Here is a 22,229-nt window from a genome sequence, read left to right on the forward strand (position 1 = left end):
CCCCACAGCGTGGTAAAGGCTCTATCCCCGAAAGAAGTTTTTAGCATAGCTCTCTGTTTCATGGATTAATCTACAAATGCAAACACATGATCTATATTTCTAAAATAATCACCATAGTTAAGACCGTAGCCTACAATAAACTTGTCTGGAATTTCAAATCCTACATAATCAGGCTGATAAGGCGTTTTTCTTCTTGACGGTTTATCTAATAAAACACAAGACTTAATGCTCTTTGGATTTCGTGCACCTAAAATTTCAATAATACCAGTCATTGTCAATGCCGAATCCGTAATGTCATCTACAACCAGCACATCATACTCTGTTAAATCAACCTTTATATCTTGAACAACCTTGAGTTTACCTGTTGTCTCTTCTCCATGTTCATAACTTGATGTCGTCATAAATTCTATTCTTACAGGTAAATCAATTTTTCTGACTAAATCTGCAGTAAATATAAAGCTTCCCTTTAAAAGTGAGATGACTAATAAATGCTTGTTTTCATATGCTTTTGTAAGTTCTGCTCCAAGTTCAGAAACGCGGTTTTCAATAACTGCCTTCGATAGTAAAACTTCACGTCTCTTATTTTCAATACTCATTTAGTACCTCCCAGACTTTTCAATTATAAACACTATTTTATACCAGCACGCTACTTTTTTCAAGTTCGTATTATGCCCTTGATTCATTACATTTATTTAACCTCTTGACGCGCTAAATAGATTGCTTATGTCCCGCCTAATTTAGTACAATTAAACTATCAAGTTTTAGGGGGAAAGTATGGAGCATAATACAAAACAGAAAAAGGCGGTTACACTTGAAACTTTTGTTTTTCTCATTATTTCAGGTGTTTTTTTTGGGTATCTTTCAATGGTGATGGGCATTGATAAGATGTTCAACACCATAATGAACACAGCACATTATTTATTAATTGATGTTGTGTTTTTTATTATGGCGATTGCTGTTCTTGCGGGCGCATTTGCGGCTTTGTTATCAGAATTTGGGGTTGTTGCACTTATTAATAAGATTATTTCGCCCATAATGAAACCGCTTTATGATTTACCAGGGGCGGCTTCAATAGGCATGATTACCACTTATCTGTCGGATAATCCCGCCATTATTTCATTGGCAAAGGACGCGGGTTTTAAGAAGTATTTTAAAGATTATCAACTTCCAACGCTCTGTAATCTGGGGACTGCATTTGGTATGGGTTTAATTTTAACCACCTATATGCTTGGATTAGGCGATGGCGTAGAATACCTAGCACCTGTTCTAATTGGTAATTTAGGTGCAATCATTGGCAGCATTGTCAGCGTTCGAATCATGATGAAATTTTCAAAGCAATACTATAATATTCAAACCCCAAAAAAAGACAAAGAGCCTGTTATTGACGATCTCAATTTATTGCGTGATGTTCGAATCGGCAATACTTTTGAGCGTGTTCTTGACGCCACATTAGAAGGTGGAAAGACAGGCGTAGAATTGGGACTTTCCATTATTCCAGGGGTTGTCATTATTTGTACTCTCGTGATGATCTTCACTTTTGGTCCAGCGGGTTACGAAAACGGTATCGCTATTTATACGGGGGCAAAAAAAGAAGGCGTTGCATTGTTTCCTAAAATTGGCGCATTGCTGAGCCCCATTTTAACACCACTCTTTGGGTTTAAGAGTCCAGAAGCGATTGCATTTCCAATAACGTCTCTTGGTTCTGTCGGCGCCGCTATGGCACTTGTAAAAGACTTCATTGCACATGATCTTATAGGCCCGAATGATATTGCTGTTTTCACAGCGATGGGGATGTGTTGGAGCGGCTATTTGAGCACTCATGTGGGTATGATGGATGCCCTTAATGTTCGAAAATTAGCTTCTAAAGCGATTCTTTCACATACAATCGGTGGCTTAATTGCAGGCATATCTGCCCATTACATTTTCTTGTTATTCTCAATGCTATAAACCACATTCAACTTTATAATTTCAATGCAATTTTAATATAAAATACCAGCCCATTAACGCTGAAGCGCCATGGCTGGTATTTTTATGCCATACCTTGTGAATATCAATTTTTTTGTAGATATTCTCCAAAAAATGAGCTTGCTCTTTAATTTATAATGAATTTTGCTTCTATTCCATTTTATTTTTGTGAATGCGATTTAATTTCCGATTGATATCTTTTAGATTCAAAAGAATCTGATTTAGCGTATACTGAATTGAAATCAAAATCACAAAGAAAAAAATAATGGCAATAATATCAAACTTCAAAAGTGACCTCCTTTTTGTCATTACTCTGCTTCTAGTTCGTAAAAGTAAAGTTCTTTCTCCCCTATTTTATCGGCATCAATTAGATCACTATATTCTGCCGGAACAGAAATCCGTTCGGGATTACCATCACTGATAAAACGTTTAGAGGGTGACTTCACATAATTATCTAACCACCATGTCAACTGCATTTCACCATCACCACTCTGAACTCTATTCACATATCTATAATTATACTGAACATGATATATTGGATAATAAGGCTTCCACCCCACTGCTAAGATTGCCTTATTTTCATAATAATAGCCCTCATATTGGCCTGAATCAATATAGGCTCTAAGATTATCACCTTCTGGACGCTTTCCAAATGGCAATGCCAAGGTATCCATAGTGACCAATGGGTTTAGTTCATGATATAAAGCGGCATTTTTTCCAAGTGCAGTTTGAATGCTTTTTGCGTCAAGCGTTGACAAATCTTCATGTGAAAAAGTATGATTTCCAATTTCATAACCGTTTTCAAGCAAGTAAGTTAATTTCTGGTCTAAGTATTCTGACTGACCAAAAGCATTGCCATAATTGAGATAGAATATTGCGTTTCTTCCAAATCCGGGATGTGTCTTTGAAAATTCATCCACAATGCCTACAACACAGTCTGGATCGATTGTCAATTGCCCCTCATTTTCAATATAATTAAAGTTGGTAATATGACCATCATCAAAAGTCAATACAACTGGTGTATAACCCGATTCTGTCGTTATATTATTTTCAATATAATCTTGCATCGATATGGTTCTAAAGCCCATATCATACAATCTTTCTAAATCGTGCTTAAAACTTTCAACCGTTCTACCATAATCGGTATTCTTTTCACCTAAATTATGATACATGATCACCATAATTTCTTTACTCTCATCTGGTTTAACCAATTGATAATCCACTTCACTTGCAGCTGAATCCGTATTTTCAGGTTCAGTTGCCTCGACTTCACCTAATTCTTCTGCTGCAACCGTTTCTTCTGTTACCTCTGGCACTACTACATCTTCTATTTCAGATGCTTCTGCAGATTCTGTGTCCAATTGATTTTGCTCACCTGAATCTGTCTTTAAATCGGTTGAAGCTGTTTGAGCAGTGGTGCAACCGACTAATATAAGTGTTATTAAAAGCATAACCATTACTAATTTGTTAATTGATTTCATAATACCTCCTAGATGTCTTCTCCTTTTGTCACACTACCATTATATAATGAAACATTCGTTATATAAACGTTTTTTGTTTTGATATATGCCTATTTTGTGCTATACTAATTTTTGTAACATCATTTTAGGAGGCATACCTTGCTTAACCAAACATCCGATCAACAATTAAAATCTAAGATTATCATTTTATATACGATTAATCAATTTTCCGTCCCCCTTACAAATCAACAATTAACGGATTTCATCTTAGAACATGATATCATGAATTATTTTGATTTGCAGCAATTTCTAACGGATTTAGTTGAATCCTCCATGTTAGAATACAGTACAAGTGAAGGCGAAAATTACTATATCATCACTGAAAGTGGTAAAAATATACTTGAACTCTTCTCGGATAGAGTCTCTCAGTCTCTGCGCAGAAAAATGAATGACAGTGTCGATTCTAAAAAAAAGTCTTTTGTGATCAAAACGAATGTCACTGCGGACTATTTTAAAGAAGATGATAATGATTACGTTGTCCATTTAACCGTTAAAGAAGGTATTTATACTTTAATGGATATTAAAGTAAATGTCGTTTCCAATAAACATGCGAAGCAGATTTGTGAGAATTGGGAGAAAAAAGCTCAATATTTATATGGCGATATAATGAATCGTTTAGTGGATGATACAGATTAATCTGTATCTTTTTTATTATATATCATTAGTTTTCGTCCAGCTTTCTTGTTTATCTTATGGTAAAATAGAGTAATAGCATTAAATTTGATTGATATTTCAAAATGGAGGTCACCATGAATTTTAGTAAAAAAATAATGAGTTTGGTTTTATTTAGCTCCCTTATATTTACACAATTTCCAACTTATGCTCAAACCGAAACCGTTAAAATAAATTTACCAACGTTTCCAATTACAATTAACGCTCTTGAAATTGATAATAGCAGGCTTGAGTATCCGCTAATCGTTTACAATAACATTACCTACTTTCCAATGACATATGAATTTTCAAAAGGACTTGGTTTAAAGCTCAATTACACCATGGCAGAAGGCTTAACAATTGCTTATGCTGCTGCCAATTCAAATGCATTCACGGTAAACTATCTTGATAGTGCCCCAGTTTCAAGGGATACTGCTGCGCAGCTCCCTTCGTATCCTATTAAAGTCAATAATGTCATTATAAAAAACGACGCTGAGGTCTATCCGCTTTTAAATTATAAGGGTATTTCTTATTTTCCACTTACATGGCGTTTTGTCGTGGAAGATTTTGGATGGCAATATGCATTTGATACACGTAAAGGTCTTAACATAAAAGTTTCCAATGTCAGTTCGACTTCAAAGCAACCCGCCACTTTTACGGACACTTTAAAGAGCGATGAAACAATTGAAAGTTCACCTCTTATTGTAACTTCTGATGTTGTCCTCAACGCACTTGATTATTCGGTTAAATTGCCTAAAAAGTTTAATATATACGACAGTTTAGGATCCGATGTCAAATCACTTTTTGTTAGAGATCAAGGCAATTCAAGCACTTGCTGGGCATTTGCTGCGAATACACTCTTTGAACTCTCTCTTGCCACACAGCATCATGTTTACCTTGATTTTTCTGAAGATCACTTGGTTTTGAATGCGCCCATTAAAGTCGATTATGATTCTGGGGGCTACATTGGTGTTGCCAGCGCTTATTATAATAACTGGATAGGACCAATCGTTGATCCAACGGATACCTTTGGTGATGGCAAAGTCAATAACAATTTAAAACCTGAATATGTTATTTCGGATTTTATTGAAATTGAAAATAATTTAAATGAACTTAAATACGCCATTTACAAATATGGTGCAGCACAATCTTCTATTGGTTATAATGACGAAAAAATTTATTACAACCAAAAGACTTACGGCTTTTACAATTACAATCCGGACTCTGATCCTACTCACGATATCGTCATCGTCGGTTGGGATGATTCTTATTCTAAAGATAATTTTAATTTTAAACCCAAAACTGACGGTGCCTTCATTGCACAAAATAGTTGGGGTGATAATTGGGGAGAACAAGGTATATTCTACGTTTCTTATGAAGATGTTCATATTAACGAAAAAGCGACACTGATCACTTCAATTTCAAAACGCAAAGAAAATCAGAAACAATATTACTATGACAATACGGGGGTTACACATTTTGAAGGCTACTCAGACACTTACCAAGTAACTGGCTTAAATGTCTTTAAATCAAGTCTTGCTCAAAAAAATGTTTCTGAATATCTGACTTCTATTGGTTTTTATACCAATTCAAAAGATGTTAAATTTATGATTTCATATGCTAATAAAGCTGTTCCTGAATCTACTTATTTAGAGCTTACAGAGATAGCATCTGGTACTGCTGCATTGCCAGGTTATCACACTTTAACCTTAGATAAGCCACTAAAACTTTCTCCAAACCAAGCCTTTTCAATTGCGGTCACTTATCAAAATGATGAAACCATTTTCTTGGTGCCGCTTGAGTCCCCCTATCCAGATATAGAATACACCATAACGGGCAATCTAAATGAAAGCTATATATCGCCGGACCCAGACTATTACGGCTTTACAGATATCGGTGAGGAACGTGAGAATTCTAATGTGGGGATACGCATTATCACAGAATTCAAGTAATACAAAGCAATTGAAAAAGACCAACCACAAATATCGATTAAAATTGTGGTTGGTCTTTCATTTTATGGCATCATTTTGAGAAGTTTTGTGCGGACTTCTCCAATCATATAAAGCGATCCAAAGTAGATCATAATCCCTAACGACGCTTTATGAGCTTCTGCATAATTTACAGCATTTTCAATTTGATCATCTACATAGAGAATCTCTATGTGATCATATGCTTTAAGCTTATCTGCAAGGCACTCGGCTGACATGGCTCTAGGATTATTAGGTTTAGTTACAATAACCCTTTGAATATAAGGACAAATTTCACTTAACATGCCCTCGATATCCTTATCTTCTAGTATCCCTACAATTGCGGTTATTTTCTCTCCCTGAAACAGTGTTCGAATGGCATCACGGAGCCCTTTTATCCCATGAGGATTATGAGCGCCATCAATAATCGTTAATGGAGATTCTCTAAGGACTTCTAAGCGCCCCATCCACCTTGTCGTATTAATGCCCTTCACAAGCGTTTCTGCTTTCCAATTAAATCCATGAATTGTTTTCAGCACTTTTAGAACTTCAATCGCCACTACCGCATTCTGCATTTGATATGGCGCGATCATTTTAAGTGTATATTGAATCCCTTCATACCTAAAAGTCAATCCGCCTATGATATCTTCAACCATCTGAGCCTGATCAACAGGTGCCATTATAAGTTCATTGCATTTTTCTTTACAAATCTTGCGAATCACAGCCATTGCTTCTACTGACTGCGGGTGACAAATGGTAACCCCATTTTCTTTGATTATGCCGCCTTTCACCGCTGCTATTTGCGCTAGTGTTGTTCCTAAATACTCTGTATGGTCTAGAGCTAAAGGCGTTATAACAGATATCAAAGGCGTTTCAATTACATTGGTTGCGTCAAGACTTCCCCCTAGCCCCACCTCAAGAACCACAATATCACATTGATGTTTTTGATAATAGAGCATTGCAATTGCTGTGACCACTTCAAATTCGGACGGATGATTACGGCCGTCTCTTACCATGGATTCGATCCCTACCTTCACCTCACCTACGAGTTCTGCAAGTTCATCATCCGAAATATAAATACCATCAATTCTCATGCGTTCATTGAAGATTTCAATATAGGGAGATGTGTAGAGTCCTGTTTTATAGCCAGCTTCAGTCAACACATTTGCTATAAAAGAGCACGTTGACCCTTTGCCATTTGTACCCGCAACATGTACGAATTTAAGTCGTTTTTGAGGATTATCTAATTTACCGAGCAAATAGCGAATATTTTCAAGCCCCAGTTTTATACCAAATTTATGAGTCCCGTGAATATAGGACAGTGCTTCATCAATTGTCATCTTTATTTTCATTTTTACGCCTCGATTTTCGTTATATGATGCTCATGATAAAAATTTAAAGTTTTTTTGCGATAGCTTCTATACGCTCGTTCACAGTATTTAACATTTCAGCAAATTTTAATTGTTTTGCCTTTTCTTCTTCAAGGAGTTCAGGAGGTGCCTTTTTTACAAACCCTTCATTGGAAAGTTTTTTAGCCACTCGATCCACTTCGGATTCTAACTTGCTTTTTTCTTTTTTGAGACGTTCCATTTCTTTTTCAAAGTCAATGAGATCCGCAAGTGGCAAAAAGAGCTCTGCACCATAAACCACTGTTGAAACCGCATCTTCTGGTACTTCAGATTTATCATGAATTAAAGTCACTTCAGAACAGGATGCAAGCGTCATCAAATATGCTGCATTTTCAAGCAATTGATTACCCACTTCTGCATCAGATGCCACGATCATACACTTTGCTTTACGCGATGGCACAACGTCCATCTCTGCTCTCACATTTCTAAGATTTTTTATAGCCTCCATGACGCGTTCCATTTGCTTTTCAGAAGCACCATCTAGCCATTTTTCATCTTGAACTGGCCATTGATCTGTTACAAGCAAGGTGTTTGTACTTGGCATATGCATCCATATTTCTTCCGTAATAAAGGGCATAAAAGGATGTAATAATCTCAAAATATCTTTAAGAACTGTTACCAAGACTTTTTGTACGGTTTGCTTTTCAATCTGATCCTCGCCATAAAGTCTCTTCTTAGCAAGTTCGATATACCAGTCACAGTATTCATTCCATGTAAATTCGTATATTTTATTCGCTGCAAGTCCAAGCTCAAATTTATCGAGACTTGTTGTGATATCTTGAGTCACTGTATTTAACCTTGAAAGAATCCATTTATCTGCAAGGGTTAAGACTTCGGCACCTGTAAGTGTCAAATCATTTTCCTCAAGCCCAGTAATGACAAACCTCGAAGCATTCCACAATTTGTTCGCAAAATTCCGAGACGATTCAACCCTTTCGATCTGGAATTTCAAATCATTTCCAGGACTATTGCCTGTAGCAAGCATAAACCTGAGCGCATCGGCACCGTATTGATCAATTATATCCAGCGGATCAACGCCATTACCTAGTGATTTACTCATTTTTCTACCTTGAGCGTCTCTGACAAGACCATGTAAGAACACATGCTCAAAAGGCACTTCACCCATCTCATCCAGTGCTGAGAAAACCATCCTGATGACCCAGAAGAAAATGATATCATATCCCGTTACAAGGACATTGGTTGGATAAAAGTAGTCGAGTTCAGGGGTTTTATCTGGCCACCCAAGTGTTGAAAAAGGCCACAGTGCTGAACTAAACCACGTATCGAGCACATCATCATCTTGTCTAAAGTGCGTCCCACCACATTTTGGGCAGACATCTGGCATTTCAGTGGCAACAACCATTTCAGGACAAGATTCACAATAGAATGCTGGAATCCTATGCCCCCACCAAAGTTGTCTGGAAATACACCAATCTCTGATATTTTCAAGCCAGTGCATGTAAACTTTCGTAAATCGATCTGGTACAATTTTGAGCGTATTATCTTTGATGACGTCCATGGCAGGTCCTGCGAGTGGTGCCATTTGTACAAACCATTGATCTGATACTCTTGGCTCTATTACGGTATGACATCTGTAACAAGTGCCTACATTATGTGCATGATCTTTTACCATGACAAGACAACCTTCTGCCTCAAGATCTTTAACGATTTCTTTTCGACAAGTATAGCGATCCATGCCTTGATATTTACCTGTATTTTCATTCATCGTTGCATCTTCATTAAAGATGTTGATCTGCTCCAAATGATGTCTCATACCGATCTCAAAATCATTTGGATCATGAGCTGGCGTCACTTTTAAAGCCCCCGTTCCAACTTCAAGGTCAACATAATCATCCGCAATAATGGGCAGTTCTCGCCCTACAAGTGGCAATATGCAAGTCTTTCCAATGAGGTGTTTATACCTTTCGTCATTTGGATTTACAGCAACACCTGTATCTGCAATCATCGTTTCTGGTCGAGTTGTGGCAATTTCAAGCATTTCATCAGAGTCTTTAACGCTGTAATTGATATGATAAAAATGTCCTGGCTTCTCTTCATGCTCAACTTCTGCATCTGATAATGTCGTCTTACAATCAGGACACCAATTGATCAAACGATTGCCTCTGTAGATGAGACCTTTATTGTAAAGTCTTATAAAGACTTCTGTAACCGCTTTGTTACACCCTTCATCCATTGTAAAACGCTCTTTATCCCAGTCACACGACGACCCTATTTTTTTCATTTGATTGACGATAATACGGCCATATTCATCACGCCATTCCCATGCACGTCTTAAAAATTCATCTCTACCGAGTTGATCTTTTGTAATACCTTCTTTTTCTTCAATACTTTTCAGAACTCTTACTTCTGTTGCAATACTCGCATGATCCGTACCTGGTAACCACAACGCTTCATAGCCCTGCAATCTCTTCCATCTGATTAAAACATCTTGAAGGGTTTGATCAAGTGCATGTCCCATATGAAGTTGTCCTGTAATGTTTGGTGGCGGCAATACGATGGTATATGGCTCCTTTTCGGGATTTACCTTTGCCGTAAAACTTTTTTTTGCAATCCATTCATCATAAATTCGATCTTCAAAATCCTTCGGATTATATTTACTATCCATATATTTTTCTCCTCTATATTTTCTTATTTTAAGTTTAACGATATCTCGCCATGATTACTTCATCTGCATAAATACCATTTTTCTTAATCGCATATTTTTTGGTACCTTCTTTTTCAAATCCATGTTTCTCATAGAGTTTTATCGCTTTTTCGTTATCACTTAAGACGCCAAGTTCAACACGTTTAAGCATGAGCCATTCATCGGAAAGCTTTAAGATTTCAGTCATCATTGCATTCCCGATACCCTTTCCATGATAGGCTTCATGTACCATAATTCCAAGCGTTGCAGCGTGATTCATCTTTGGATTATCAAAAACCTTTATAGAACAAATGCCTACAATTTTTTCATCTTCTTCTGCAACTAAAATGTAACAGGTTGGATCAGCAAGTGCTGTTTCTAAAAACTGTTCGCTTCTTTTGACTGATTGATATGGCAACCCTAGGGTATTTTGAGCAACCGTTACTTGCTTTCGAATTGCCACAATATCGGCTGCATCTTTTATTTCCACATGTCTAATCATTAAATCACTCATACTGAATCCCCTCATTCCAAATTTGTATTTTTGACACAAAAAAAGCCACTCATCCCTTGAAAGGGACGAATGGACCGCGTTACCACCCTAATTTTATGACTTGCATCATAACTCTCGACAGATTTAACGATTCTCACCGGAATTTCTTACTCTTTTTCAGAAACTCATCTCCAAAGCTACCTTCAACACGCGCCATTTAAAGAACCTTACAGCCGATGGATTCTTTTCTCTACTAAATACGTAATGTTTACTCCTCTTTTTCCCAGATGTTATGTCTATAGATTACTCTCATTATAATGAAAACTCAATCTGCTGTCAACCGTTATGAAATTGTATGTTCGTCTTAAATGCTAATTCTCTTTTAATGATGTTCTAACGCATTCTTAACCATTTTAAGGCATAATAAAGACACTTAGTTATTATAACCCTTGAGGAGATGTCTCCCACTAAATGCAATCCGATAGGATTGTGCAAGTGATAAGAAGGTAGCGAAGCGGACTGAGTATACGCTTTGATATTCAGATTGGATTTATGATATTGTTAATTAGGGGGTCAAAAGTCAAAACTTGATCTAAGCATTGTTTATTTGCATCTAATATTTTTAGGAGGGATTACAACATGAAAACACGCAACGGATTTTTAGGCCTTATTTTTATTATCTTAGGCGCTTTACTTATCTTTGATCACTATCATTTTATACACTTCAGTATTTGGGAACTTTGGCCTCTCATTATTTTATACCTAGGGATTCAAGCAGAGCGAAAATACTTCACTGGTCACGGTGGCTCAAGGAATCTTCTAACAGGTGCTACCTTGATCACTTACTCATTGATCTTTATGATCGGAAATTTCGCTACATGGCGATATTCTGGACGCATCTGGCCACTTTACATCATGGGCCCTGGACTTGGCTTTTTACAAATGTATTATTATGGTCATAATCGCAAGTACAATTTTAAAATGGGGATTATTCTAGTGATTACTTCTGCCATTTTTCTGATCGACAGTGTTTTAAATATTCCTTTTGATATGGTGCTTTACATTGGGCTCGTGCTTTTCGGCCTATATTTGATTACAAGAGATCGTGATCATGAGGATTTCGATGAAAGTGATGAGGATTACTTTGAGGATGCCCCTTCAAATTCAAAAGCATCTGATCGCTTGAAGAAATAAGCTTCTTGGTAATCTAAATGTGAAGTATCACTCATGCAATATAAAAAAGGGGATCTTGCAAAATGAATGTTAAATCATTTTGTAAGATCCCCTTTTTTATAACTTATCTAATTTACGCCTGCCGCTATTCTGACTTGCTTTTGATGTCTTTCATCAATTTTATTAGTTGCATGTGTTCTACTGTTCCTAAAATGCAAATCACAGACACCAGACATACCATTATCGCCTATCCTATCTAATGTAGATCCCGCATGTGGCATCCCTGCAAGTGATCCTGCAACCACATGATCTAGATAATAGACAAGAACCGGTCTCATAGTCCAATCGTATTTATAATTCCACAATTTTTTAATTTTTTCTGTGTCTTCTTTTGTTAACGGCTCTATGTCCATATGATTGTGACCATAGGAAAAGAGTGCATTGATCTTAACACCCGTCTGATAATCTTCAATGACAATTTTAATTTTTCCACGATAGTCTGCACCGTATTTAGATTCTGCCATAGGAAGAACATCCTTGAACCAATCTAAATATTCGCCATTTCTTTGATCCCCTCTGGACACCACTGCAACAGCATTTGTTAATATGCCATACCGTTTGAAAATATCAAAAGTAGAGCTTCCAATGACGCCATCTGCTTCTAAACCAGATGCTGTCTGTAGTTTTTTAACAGCTTCAATCGTTTGATCGCCATACAAGGTTGTAAATGCATCGCTTTCAAGATATCCCATCATATGAAGCGCACTTTGAATCAGTGCAACATCACTGTTGTTATCGCCTTTTTTGAAAGATGTATGTTGAACACTTCCAATATAGCTCAAATTTTGAGTATTTACAGTCTCAACAATCACTGCGGTTTCAACACCAGCACCACTTCCGCTATCACTGTCATTTTCGCTTGCAACTTCTTTTTGAATCCTGTTTTTAACATATCCCAGCGCTGCGAACTTTTCAATCGTCGCTTCTCCAACAATTCCATCTGCTTCCAAATTATATTTTTTCTGAAATGACTTAACAGCACGCTCTGTTAAAGTCGCAAAATAAGTGGTTGGGTATTCTATTTCTAACAACCCTTCTTGAATAAGTGCATACTGTATAAACTTGATTTCATTATGCTCATCTTCAAATTTGTACATAGGTTTCGACAAGAGTGGAAACAGCCCCTTAGAAGTCATCTTATCAATCGTAGAACGCCCTATAACCCCATCAGCATCAAGACCATATTTATTTTGAAATACAATAACAGCCTTTTCAGTCTTGGGTCCAAATGTTGTCGTAAATTCGGTGCCATCATAAGAGCCATCCAGTGCAAGTGCAATCTGGATGAGCTTAACATCCTCGGAATCGTCTCCCTTTTTATAAGTGGTCTGATTGAGTGGAATAGTACCGTCCATAAAACTAACAGACATGAGTGTAGACAATAGCATCGCCAACATTACTTGAATCCATACTTTTTTAGTCATAAATTTCCTCCGCAGAATTTGTACCATGCACACTTCCTTTCAATAAATGATGCACAGTTTATTTCGCCTCTTTTATACAAATAAACAAATTGGATTAATGTTATTTTTTTATTTGCTCGCGATTTAATCTCAGTAACAATAGAATTTTATCACATTATGTCAACTAATTCAACCTCATTTAAGAAGTCATTAATCACGACAGAAGCCAGAATAAGGCCTGCACTCGAAGGCACAACTGCACTGCTCCCTGGAGGCCATTTCCGGCCTATCGTGGGCATTTCATCAAGGCTTGAATAATCTGGTATAAGTGGCATTTCATCCGTAAATACCACTTGTAACTTTTTTACGCCTCTAGACTTAAGTTCTTTCCTCATCACTCTTGCCAGTGGACAAATTTCTGTCTTGTAAATATCGGTTACTTTTAACCGAGTGGGATCCAGTTTATTGCCGGTCCCCATTGAAGCAATAATCGGAATTTTTCTTTTTTGAGCTTGAAGAACGAGTTCGATTTTCGAAGTGACCATATCTATGGCATCTACAATATAATCGATCTGACGCGCATCAAAAAAATCATCTGCATTTTCAGGGGTGATCATTTGATTTACAGCATCAAGCTTAAGCTCTGGATTAATGATATGAAGACGCTCCGCCATTGCCTCAACCTTGATTCTCCCAACGGTTTTATCGTTTGCATGTATTTGTCTGTTGATATTGGTAAGATCAACGGTGTCATAGTCTACAAGGGTTAGTTTTCCAACGCCTGATCTGGCAAGCGCTTCAATTGCAAATGAGCCGACGCCTCCAACACCAAATACCACCACATGTTTTTGACTTAATGATTTGAGTTTTTCTGCACCTATCAGAAATTCAAAGCGTTGAAAACGATGTTTCATTTATACCTCCATTTGATATCTCTCATAGCTTTTTACAATCTCAATTAATATATCCACTGTCTTCTCCATAGATTGAACAGGAATGTATTCAAATCTGCCATGAAAATTATGACCTCCTGTACAAATATTAGGGCATGGAAGCCCCATGTAAGAAAGCCTTGCACCATCTGTTCCCCCTCTAATCGGAACAATAAGAGGGGCTACATTACAAGATTCCATAGCTGTTTTTACAGTTTCTATCAAATGGAAATGAGGCAAAATTTTTTCTCTCATATTGAAATAGGAATCCACCAACTTGGTTTCAACTGTATTTGAACCGTATTTTTGATTTAAAAAATCGGTAATTTTCATAAACATCGCTTTTTTCGCCTCAAATTTTTCAAGATCGTGATCTCTTATGATGTAAAGCAAATGTGTCTCTTCCACTGTGCCTTGAAAATCATTAAGATGATTAAAGCCTTCATAGTTTTCCGTAAATGAAGGCACATCAAAAGATGGCAACATTTGATTAAACTCCATACCAATCAAAATAGAATTCACCATTTTGCCTTTGGCAGATCCGGGATGAATGTTAGTTCCTTTTATTTTTACTTTTGCTGTGGCTGCATTGAAATTTTCAAACTCAAGCTCTCCTAGTTCTCCACCATCCACAGTATATCCAAAGTCAGCCTTTAGTTTTTCAAGGTTAAATAAATCGGCGCCTCTACCCACTTCCTCATCTGGTGTGAACGCTATTTTAAGAGGCCCATGAAGGATTTCCTCATGCTCAATCAATCTCTCACATAACGTTAAAATCTCAGCAATACCCGCTTTATTATCGGCTCCAAGGAGCGTCGTGCCATCCGTCACGATCAAATCTTGTCCCTTATAATGTGCCAAATGATCAAATTCTTTTGGAGACATTTTAATATCAAGGCTCTCATTGAGAACGATTGTACCACCATCATAATTTTTGATAATTTGCGGCTTTATATTTGCACCTGATAGATCTGGTGATGTATCCATATGTGCTATAAGGGCTAAGCTTGGTGCTTTAGCATTAGAAGAATTAGAAGGTACTTGACCATAAACATAGCCATTTTCGTCCATTCCTACATCTGAAATACCCATTGCCTTCATTTCAGAGACGAGAAACGCTCCCAATTTTTTTTGTTTTTCAGCAGAGGGACAAGTCTCAGAGTCCGGGTCTGATTTTGTATCAAATGCCACATATTTCAAAAAACGTTCATGTACTTTTGTCATAAATACAACCTCCTCGTATTTTCTAAATTGTTTTTCACAGCAGTGTTATAAGCGCCCATTAATTTTATAATAACATGATTTGATGTTGAATTGTATTTCATTTCGTTCACGGACTCAATCGGCAAAACCCCTATTGAAGTCCCAGAGAGGAAACAAGCTTCATAACGCTCTAGTGTTTCTTCGTAAATATCTAGTTCTATATAAGTCAAATCTAATTTTTCAAATATTGCCATGAGCTCAAGCCTTGTAATGCCCATTAAAATATCAGCTTCCTTTGCAGAGTAAATCGTTTGATCTTTTATAAAAAATAGATTGGATTTGCTGCCTTCAGCAATTTTTCCAGCTTCATTTTTAAGAATAATTTCGTAAACGTCAGATACTGCTTTCAATGCACTGATCTGTTCCAGATAATGTTTATTGACAAGCTTTGCATGAGGATTTCCTCTGACAATACAAGCTGTTTTCACTCTAACACCTTGTTCATAGAATGATTTATTGGGATATTCTGATTTGACCATAAAGAGCATTAGGATCATACCCAAATCTGTCACACCATATTCAAGTCTTATATTATTGTCTTTTAAACCTGTCGTTTCAATGAGGTTCTTGATTTGATCAAAAATGGTTTCACTGCTGTAAGCGCATTCATAATTTACAAGCTCAAGCGAAGTTTGAAATCGTTTCATATGTTCTTGGAAAAATAAAGGGGTCCCCTCAATAATTCGAATGACTTCATAAACTGGAGATTGTAGGTAACGCACCTCTTCATTTATATCCACCTGTGCCCCATTTTTCATGATCGTTATATGACATTGGTTATTCATAAGTTCATATCGTGATTGGCCAAATACCTCTCACAGCTCCTTTCTTTGGATACATTTTAACATTTAAAGTTTCCTCTATCGACGACTTCTAAAGCCAGCTTATCCCGAGATTGCTTAGCAATATTCAGCTGTCCACCATGCTTTGCAACACGCTGATATAAGTCTCTAGCAAGTTCTAGATGACCTTCGCTCTCCTCGATGCGTGCGAGATCATAGAGTGCATTCAATTTTAGGTAAGGCGTTATTTTATCTTGTTTTAAAAAGGCTTCCACGATTTCTCTTGAAGTTTTATAGTCCTTTTTATAATAGTAATAACTGGCCATTAAAAGCTCTAATAACAAGCGTTGTTTCTTATTAATCACTGGAGTTTGAGCTATTTGCTGCTCATATATCTTTTCAGCCTCTTCTATCGCGCCAAGATTGAAGAGACAAAGACAATAGTTGTGATAATAAGCATACTTTGTGACATCCCATTTTAAAAATCTCTTAAGCTTTAAGTTTTTAAAGAGCTCTAGAGCTTGCTCGTACTCTCCCAAGGCCATATGACCACAGGCGATATCGTGTTCGAGTAGTTCGGCCATTTTTTTGTTGACTTTTTGTTGTGTCTGCGTCGCCAAAATGAAAGCTTGAGGATCATAGAAAACTTCAAGCAAATCGACTCTCTTCTTCTGCCGAACGATGCTCCATAAAATATATAAAGTCACCATGATTATAAGTGTGATCCATCCTGAAAGAAGAGGTGGGATACCACTGACCATTAAAACGATCATCAAAACAAAAGTCATTCCGTAATAAATTATTTTGTGTTTTATCATTTCATTTTGCTCCCTGATTATATTATCTGAATTAAATACGTTTTAACTGATTCTATGCTCATTATAAACGTTCTCTTAAAAAGAATAAATGCCTATACCGTAAAAAGATGCCTAAGCCTTGGCCCAAACATCTTTTTGATGATTTTATTCTGTTCTAATCGCTTCAAGCGCACTGAGTTTTGTCGCTCTCACCGCGGGATAGTATCCTGCAAGGAGTCCAATCACTGTGGAAAATCCAAGTGCAGATAACGCCAGCCACATAGGTATATCCGATAACATCTGAGGCCCATAATACCCCGACTCCCCATTCATACCAGAAAGCACCGTATTGATTATGAAGGAAGCCCCAAAGCTTATGAGAACACCAAATACACCGCCCATAAAGCCAATCATCGCTGCTTCAAATAGAAATAAGCGTTTAATATCTCTCAGCTCAGCACCAATCACTTTCATAACACCGATTTCTTTAGTCCGCTCATAAATAGACATGACCATGGTATTGGTGATCCCAATTGCAGCGATAAAAAGAGATACAGCGCCGATTCCGCCCAGCACCGCCTGCATTAGTCCAGAAGATTTTTTCTGTTGCTCCAGTGCATCTGTTAAACTATAAGCCTCAAATCCTAGCGCTTTAATATTGTCTTGAATAACTTGAACATTATCAATTTCATCTACGCTAATTTGCATCTCATCATACTTATTTTCTTTTTGCTTGCTTTTTCTTCTACTTTTGTCCTGAGTTGAAGTGTCATCGGTTTTTTTATTTTTCCGTTCAAATTCTGTTTTTAGTTTCTCGAAAGTCCCATAATCCATGAACACGTCCCAAGCGTAATCCCAATTCTTTTCTGAAGTGATCCCTGTTGGCGTGATAACATAACCTCTTGGTTTTTTCTCACCGTAATTTGATGTTGGAATCATTTCCATCTTTGTGTTGAAAACATCAATTTGTGGTGGCTGCCCGTTGTGATTTCTTGATTTTGGATCATAAAATTGCTGTGCTGCTTGAAATCCAAAGAGCACTTCGTTGTGCCCCTCTAAAGTGGGTAAAACCCCTTCGCTGAGTTCAATATCTATAAGCTCAAGTTTATTGAAATCAACAGCCTTAATATTGGCCCAACTCTCATATCGACCTGCAAATATCTTGGAGTCAAACCGTTTAAATCCTATGGCAAAATCCACATGTTCCATTGCCTCTATAGACTCAATTGTGGCATCATCTAATACCACTTTATCTTGATCACTTGATGAAGAGCTTGACGCCGAACTTGATGAGGTGGAAATCATCCCCATCTCTCTGTTCGCTTGAACTGTAATCATCGTCAGGCTTCCATATTCCTGAAGCTGTTGTTCAAAGGCTTTTGTCATACCCAGTCCTAAAGAAACCATGACCACAATAGCCGCTGTACCAATGATAACACCTAAAACGGTTAGGATAGTTCTGGCTTTTCGTCTTAGCAGGTTTTTTATGCCCATGATCGCTAAGTCTAGATTACTCATCGAGTGCCTCCAACTCCATTGCTAACTTTCTCTTTTTTCTCTTCTTTCTAAAAATGAAAACACCCACAAGTAGGAGCAACGCCACCACACCGATGATGATTTTAGACACAGGTGAACTTGATGGTGGTTCTTCCATTGGAAATTCTTCACCCATACCACCATTCATATTGCCGTATTCGTCAAATACGGGTGCTGCAACTACGGTATAACTGAACGGTACTTCATGAATCGAAACATTCCCAAGTGCATCTTCAAAAGTATAAATGAGTTTGCCTTCAAATGTGCCTTCTTCGTTTGCAATTGCTTCTGCACTATAATATTCGCTACGTCCTGCTTCAAAATTACCAACAAAATAACTGCTGCTGCTGCTTTCTGGACCCTCGAGTTTAACCATAGTATTGTACATAATAGATTTTCCCATGTTGTAAAATTCTTGTTCAATATAGAATGGCTGTCCTACATAATTTTCAAAAGGAATAATGAGTTCAGCAGTTTCAAGTCTAACCGGCTGTGCCACTGCAATACTCAATGATTCTGATTCTTCAAATGGCTTTTCCTGTGCATCATAGGCATTTCCTTTGCCATCCTCATATACCATTTTAATCGCCAACGGATATATTTTTACAGCCGCATCGATTTTAGTTTTAAGTTGAATATTGTGTTCGTAGATTTCTCCAGCCCCAATTTTAGTGATAAAGAATGAATTCGACGAATCCATTGGTGTAAAGACATTTTCTTCACTGGTTAAAGTCACTTTGATATTTTTTGTATCACTTGATGTACTCGTATTTTTGATAAAAAGTTTCAAATCGTATGACTCTCCTGCAAGAACATGTTCGCCGCCATATTCATAGTTCTCAATGATCAGTTTTGGTTTTGTGGAACCAGAAGAACCGTCTACCACAAGTCCTACATATTCCTGTATCGTTTGAGCATTCTCTTCACTATCGCCATCTGCGAGAAATTTTACATTAATATAACCACTATAACTATCTGATTTGGCATCACTTTTAGCCATTAACAAAAACGTCACAATGCTCTTAGCGCCTGGTTTTAAATTTTTAACCACTTTTTTTGAGGTGCCTTGTGAAGTAAAATCAGTGGGGTATTCAATGCCAGCCTCTGCTTTTTCAAGTAAAACATTGCCTTCATTTACAAGTTCAAGCGTCACCTCAAAAGGTTGCTTGGGTACAATGACATCGGGAACCTTTATATTTTGTATGGTCAACTTTGCACCTGATGTGTCATTGCCTTCTACACTTATATAAATTTCGAATTCTTTTTTATAGGTTCCCCCATATTCATCGATGTATTCCAAATTCAACTTATATGGATATACACCTGTTTTCGCCTTTGGTGCACAAATGATATTATAGTATAAAAATTGAGTCTCACCAGCCTTAATTTCTGTAAGTTTTTTAGTGTCTACATCTTTATTTAACATTAAATTTTCAAGACCGAACCCTGAAATTTTAACATTGACATCTTTAGCAGACATAGTTCCTGTGTTTATGAATTTTAATTTTATTGCATCTTCTACACCTGGTGTTACTTTATCATATGATGTCTCTGCAGAATAAACCCCAAGAATGGGTTCTTTATTGTCATTTTCAACTTTGATGTACATCTTTCTCACTTCGGAAAAAGCATTTCCATAGACATTTTTATACGCAAACTCCACATCAAACTCATAGAGTTTTGCTTTTGCCGTAGGACTTATTTCCACATTAAAATCAACTTTTGTATTCTTGTATGAATTTAATGTATACACTTGTTTTATAAAGTTATTGACATCACTTCTAAAGGGATGTTCCCCCGCAATTTTCATCGTCATGTCCAACGTTGTATGAGACGATTCATTTCGAACTTCTATGCTCAAAACATTTTTTTCTCCTGCTCGCATCACCTGAATCTCTTCAGGATATATGATGACGATTCTGGGTTCATCAGAATCTGTCCCTGCCATCCCAAACGGAAAAATGCTATTGAGTATCAAAATAACGACTAATAAAAAAATACGCTTATTCATAAATTAAAAACCTTCCTTTTTACTTTTTTTTATTTAATATGCCTTGTTTTTTGAATTACTCATGGGAGTCATCAAAATGTTCATCATATTGATTTTCATAAGGTAAAATAAATTTCTCATAGACATCATCGTTTTCACGATTGTCAATTTTCTGAACGTCACCATCTCTTATATGAATGACCTTATCTGCGTATAGAGCCACTTCTGGATCATGCGTTACAATGACAATCGTCTGTTGCTTTTCCCTTGCCATTTTCCACATGATATGCATGACTTCAATGGATGTCTTCGTATCCAAATTGCCTGTAGGCTCATCTGCAAATATAATCTCGGGAGTTCCCACAAATGCTCTTGCAATACCAACACGCTGTTGTTGTCCACCACTCATTTGCGTAGGTCTGTGCTTGTAGCGCTCATTTAAGCCTACCATATCCAAATACTTTCTGGCCATTTTTTCGCGATTCGCCTTTGAAAATCCTCTAAAAATTAGAGGCATTGCCACATTTTCAAGGGCAGTTAGCGCCCCAAGTAAGTTGTAAGACTGAAATATGAATCCAATATGCTTCTGTCTAAATCTTGCCAGTTGCTTCTCATTCATTTTTTCTATAGCGACCTTTTTAATCTCAATAGAACCCTTAGTGGGCTTCTCCAGTCCAGCCATCATATTTAAAAGTGTTGATTTTCCAGAACCTGATGTTCCTAAAATGCAACAAATTTCGCCTTTGTAAATAGATAGATTTATCTTATTGAGTGCCACGACTTTCTCTGAGCCAATTTTATAGACTTTTTTAAGGTCTTTAACTTCAATGATCAGGTCTCTCATGAACACCTTCCTTTCTTGCTTGCTTTTTTTAATGCCGTGTCTCAACCTATTTTTTCACAACTGTGTTTCCCAATAAGTCGAAGAACCTTTTATCAGTGTATCTTAAGTATGAGTAGATTTCAATCTTTCAGCGTCCCTTTTCATACCCTTGATAGCATATCTTTTTGATATGTCTTCTCTGTGAACTTTCACACCTATTTGGGTTTGTTTTTCTTAAAATTTCATTAGAATTTGATTTTATAGGTCTAAAGATAGCCTATTGACATCTATTCTCTTTGAATAAAAGGATCCCCATACCGTTTAATCTTCATCACCATTAAGACGGATTCTATTAAAATAAGTTCCTATCAAAAAAAATTTTTGTTATCCAGATTCCCCCATGATGACAAGCTTGCTTTAATATTTCAAAAGGGTGTCGCCTAACCGATTAGAATCGAATATAGGAAACGCCCTTTTGAATATCTAGAAGTATCGTTAGAGTGTCAAAACCACAATAGCCACTCTGAAGCATTGAAATATAGCGTCAAAATTAAAGCTAAAATGCCGCAGACCATCCCTATGAGATAAAATCGATCTTTTAGCTTGTCTCTTCTATAGCGCTCAAGTTCATACTCCCAAGCAAATTTTCGAGAAGACTCTTGATCTAAAGAATCTTCATAGACATATCTGTTTTCTACTTTAGAGGAAGATATCTTTTCCGCAGCATCTTCTTTTTGCTTTTTATTATTTTGAGCTTCTTTTAAGATCTCTCTTTTTCTCTTCTCAAGCTCCAGTTGTTCCATTAAAGCTTTATTCATAAA

General features: G+C 36.9%; 19 protein-coding genes and 1 other annotated feature. Of the genes, 4 read left to right on the forward strand and 15 right to left on the reverse strand.

Going from position 1 to position 22,229, the window contains the following annotated elements; genetic code table 11:
• Window positions 1-65 precede the first annotated feature (65 nt).
• A complete protein-coding gene (hpt, locus tag F3D3_RS08620) occupies window positions 66-590 on the reverse strand; it encodes a hypoxanthine phosphoribosyltransferase (protein WP_374700072.1) in 525 nt (174 codons plus the stop codon).
• Between the two features lie 184 nt (window positions 591-774).
• On the opposite strand from hpt, the gene F3D3_RS08625 reads away from it, so the two are divergent.
• Complete coding sequence (locus tag F3D3_RS08625; RefSeq protein WP_069873041.1) at window positions 775-1,947, forward strand: hypothetical protein; 1,173 nt, start codon at window positions 775-777, stop codon at window positions 1,945-1,947.
• 168 nt (window positions 1,948-2,115) lie between these two features.
• Here the strand turns inward: F3D3_RS08625 and F3D3_RS24080 are convergent, their stop codons facing one another.
• The gene (locus tag F3D3_RS24080) at window positions 2,116-2,253 is read right to left on the reverse strand and encodes a hypothetical protein (RefSeq protein ID WP_175438328.1); all 138 of its coding nucleotides are present in this window, start codon (window positions 2,251-2,253) and stop codon (window positions 2,116-2,118) included.
• A gap of 20 nt (window positions 2,254-2,273) precedes the next feature.
• The gene (locus F3D3_RS08630) at window positions 2,274-3,446 is read right to left on the reverse strand and encodes a polysaccharide deacetylase family protein (RefSeq protein ID WP_069873043.1); all 1,173 of its coding nucleotides are present in this window, start codon (window positions 3,444-3,446) and stop codon (window positions 2,274-2,276) included.
• A gap of 138 nt (window positions 3,447-3,584) precedes the next feature.
• Here F3D3_RS08630 and F3D3_RS08635 point away from each other — a divergent pair, with 138 nt between their 5' ends.
• Both F3D3_RS08635 and F3D3_RS08640 read left to right on the forward strand, forming a co-directional pair.
• On the forward strand, window positions 3,585-4,121 hold the full coding sequence (locus F3D3_RS08635) for a DUF4364 family protein (RefSeq protein WP_069873045.1): 537 nt from the start codon (window positions 3,585-3,587) through the stop codon (window positions 4,119-4,121).
• Between the two features lie 113 nt (window positions 4,122-4,234).
• Entirely contained in the window at window positions 4,235-6,088 is a 1,854-nt protein-coding gene (locus F3D3_RS08640) for a lectin like domain-containing protein (RefSeq protein WP_069873046.1), read from the forward strand.
• Between the two features lie 62 nt (window positions 6,089-6,150).
• Here F3D3_RS08640 and F3D3_RS08645 read toward each other — a convergent pair whose 3' ends face one another.
• The 3 genes from F3D3_RS08645 to F3D3_RS08655 are packed head-to-tail and all read right to left on the reverse strand — an operon-like array spanning window position 6,151 to window position 10,670.
• Window positions 6,151-7,455 carry a folylpolyglutamate synthase/dihydrofolate synthase family protein gene (locus F3D3_RS08645; RefSeq protein ID WP_242877113.1) on the reverse strand — a complete coding sequence of 435 codons (1,305 nt, stop codon included), beginning with the start codon at window positions 7,453-7,455 and terminating at the stop codon, window positions 6,151-6,153.
• 43 nt (window positions 7,456-7,498) lie between these two features.
• The gene (locus F3D3_RS08650; protein WP_069873048.1) at window positions 7,499-10,138 is read right to left on the reverse strand and encodes a valine--tRNA ligase; all 2,640 of its coding nucleotides are present in this window, start codon (window positions 10,136-10,138) and stop codon (window positions 7,499-7,501) included.
• Window positions 10,139-10,172: 34 nt separating this feature from the next.
• Window positions 10,173-10,670 carry a GNAT family N-acetyltransferase gene (locus F3D3_RS08655; protein ID WP_069873050.1) on the reverse strand — a complete coding sequence of 166 codons (498 nt, stop codon included), beginning with the start codon at window positions 10,668-10,670 and terminating at the stop codon, window positions 10,173-10,175.
• A gap of 58 nt (window positions 10,671-10,728) precedes the next feature.
• Window positions 10,729-10,943: a binding site (T-box leader), on the reverse strand.
• A gap of 345 nt (window positions 10,944-11,288) precedes the next feature.
• Here F3D3_RS08655 and F3D3_RS08660 point away from each other — a divergent pair.
• The gene (locus tag F3D3_RS08660; protein WP_069873052.1) at window positions 11,289-11,843 is read left to right on the forward strand and encodes a LiaI-LiaF-like domain-containing protein; all 555 of its coding nucleotides are present in this window, start codon (window positions 11,289-11,291) and stop codon (window positions 11,841-11,843) included.
• A gap of 107 nt (window positions 11,844-11,950) precedes the next feature.
• Here the strand turns inward: F3D3_RS08660 and F3D3_RS08665 are convergent, their stop codons facing one another.
• From F3D3_RS08665 to F3D3_RS08705, 9 genes are all read right to left on the reverse strand, one after another.
• Window positions 11,951-13,306, reverse strand: coding sequence for a peptidoglycan-binding protein (locus F3D3_RS08665; protein WP_069873054.1), 1,356 nt, complete (start codon window positions 13,304-13,306; stop codon window positions 11,951-11,953).
• Window positions 13,307-13,455: 149 nt separating this feature from the next.
• On the reverse strand, window positions 13,456-14,199 hold the full coding sequence (locus F3D3_RS08670; protein WP_069873056.1) for a ThiF family adenylyltransferase: 744 nt from the start codon (window positions 14,197-14,199) through the stop codon (window positions 13,456-13,458).
• The gene (gene pepT, locus F3D3_RS08675) at window positions 14,200-15,441 is read right to left on the reverse strand and encodes a peptidase T (protein ID WP_069873057.1); all 1,242 of its coding nucleotides are present in this window, start codon (window positions 15,439-15,441) and stop codon (window positions 14,200-14,202) included.
• A complete protein-coding gene (locus F3D3_RS08680) occupies window positions 15,438-16,265 on the reverse strand; it encodes an aminotransferase class IV (RefSeq protein WP_069873059.1) in 828 nt (275 codons plus the stop codon). Before F3D3_RS08680 ends, pepT begins: the two co-directional genes overlap by 4 nt.
• A 56-nt stretch (window positions 16,266-16,321) precedes the next feature.
• On the reverse strand, window positions 16,322-17,080 hold the full coding sequence (locus F3D3_RS08685; RefSeq protein WP_069873061.1) for a tetratricopeptide repeat protein: 759 nt from the start codon (window positions 17,078-17,080) through the stop codon (window positions 16,322-16,324).
• A gap of 144 nt (window positions 17,081-17,224) precedes the next feature.
• On the reverse strand, window positions 17,225-18,577 hold the full coding sequence (locus F3D3_RS08690) for an ABC transporter permease (RefSeq protein ID WP_069873063.1): 1,353 nt from the start codon (window positions 18,575-18,577) through the stop codon (window positions 17,225-17,227).
• Entirely contained in the window at window positions 18,570-20,606 is a 2,037-nt protein-coding gene (locus tag F3D3_RS08695) for a COG1361 S-layer family protein (protein WP_069873065.1), read from the reverse strand. Before F3D3_RS08695 ends, F3D3_RS08690 begins: the two co-directional genes overlap by 8 nt.
• A gap of 55 nt (window positions 20,607-20,661) precedes the next feature.
• Window positions 20,662-21,429 carry an ABC transporter ATP-binding protein gene (locus tag F3D3_RS08700; protein ID WP_069873067.1) on the reverse strand — a complete coding sequence of 256 codons (768 nt, stop codon included), beginning with the start codon at window positions 21,427-21,429 and terminating at the stop codon, window positions 20,662-20,664.
• Window positions 21,430-21,911: 482 nt separating this feature from the next.
• Window positions 21,912-22,226, reverse strand: coding sequence for a hypothetical protein (locus F3D3_RS08705; protein ID WP_069873069.1), 315 nt, complete (start codon window positions 22,224-22,226; stop codon window positions 21,912-21,914).
• Window positions 22,227-22,229: the final 3 nt, after the last annotated feature.

The sequence above is a fragment of the Fusibacter sp. 3D3 genome, assembly GCF_001748365.1.
In the GTDB taxonomy this organism is placed as follows: Bacteria; Bacillota; Clostridia; order Peptostreptococcales; family Acidaminobacteraceae; genus Fusibacter_A.

Coding starts and splice junctions, on each gene's coding strand:
- F3D3_RS08690 (WP_069873063.1), bottom strand. CDS start 18,577: ATGAGTAATCTAGACTTAGCGATCATGGGCATAAAAAACCTGCTAAGA.
- F3D3_RS08640 (WP_069873046.1), top strand. CDS start 4,235: ATGAATTTTAGTAAAAAAATAATGAGTTTGGTTTTATTTAGCTCCCTT.
- F3D3_RS08660 (WP_069873052.1), top strand. CDS start 11,289: ATGAAAACACGCAACGGATTTTTAGGCCTTATTTTTATTATCTTAGGC.
- F3D3_RS08680 (WP_069873059.1), bottom strand. CDS start 16,265: ATGAATAACCAATGTCATATAACGATCATGAAAAATGGGGCACAGGTG.
- F3D3_RS08650 (WP_069873048.1), bottom strand. CDS start 10,138: ATGGATAGTAAATATAATCCGAAGGATTTTGAAGATCGAATTTATGAT.
- pepT (WP_069873057.1), bottom strand. CDS start 15,441: ATGACAAAAGTACATGAACGTTTTTTGAAATATGTGGCATTTGATACA.
- F3D3_RS08655 (WP_069873050.1), bottom strand. CDS start 10,670: ATGAGTGATTTAATGATTAGACATGTGGAAATAAAAGATGCAGCCGAT.
- F3D3_RS08700 (WP_069873067.1), bottom strand. CDS start 21,429: ATGAGAGACCTGATCATTGAAGTTAAAGACCTTAAAAAAGTCTATAAA.
- F3D3_RS08705 (WP_069873069.1), bottom strand. CDS start 22,226: ATGAATAAAGCTTTAATGGAACAACTGGAGCTTGAGAAGAGAAAAAGA.
- F3D3_RS08625 (WP_069873041.1), top strand. CDS start 775: ATGGAGCATAATACAAAACAGAAAAAGGCGGTTACACTTGAAACTTTT.
- F3D3_RS08645 (WP_242877113.1), bottom strand. CDS start 7,455: ATGAAAATAAAGATGACAATTGATGAAGCACTGTCCTATATTCACGGG.
- F3D3_RS08670 (WP_069873056.1), bottom strand. CDS start 14,199: ATGAAACATCGTTTTCAACGCTTTGAATTTCTGATAGGTGCAGAAAAA.
- F3D3_RS08685 (WP_069873061.1), bottom strand. CDS start 17,080: ATGATAAAACACAAAATAATTTATTACGGAATGACTTTTGTTTTGATG.
- F3D3_RS08665 (WP_069873054.1), bottom strand. CDS start 13,306: ATGACTAAAAAAGTATGGATTCAAGTAATGTTGGCGATGCTATTGTCT.
- F3D3_RS08630 (WP_069873043.1), bottom strand. CDS start 3,446: ATGAAATCAATTAACAAATTAGTAATGGTTATGCTTTTAATAACACTT.
- F3D3_RS08695 (WP_069873065.1), bottom strand. CDS start 20,606: ATGAATAAGCGTATTTTTTTATTAGTCGTTATTTTGATACTCAATAGC.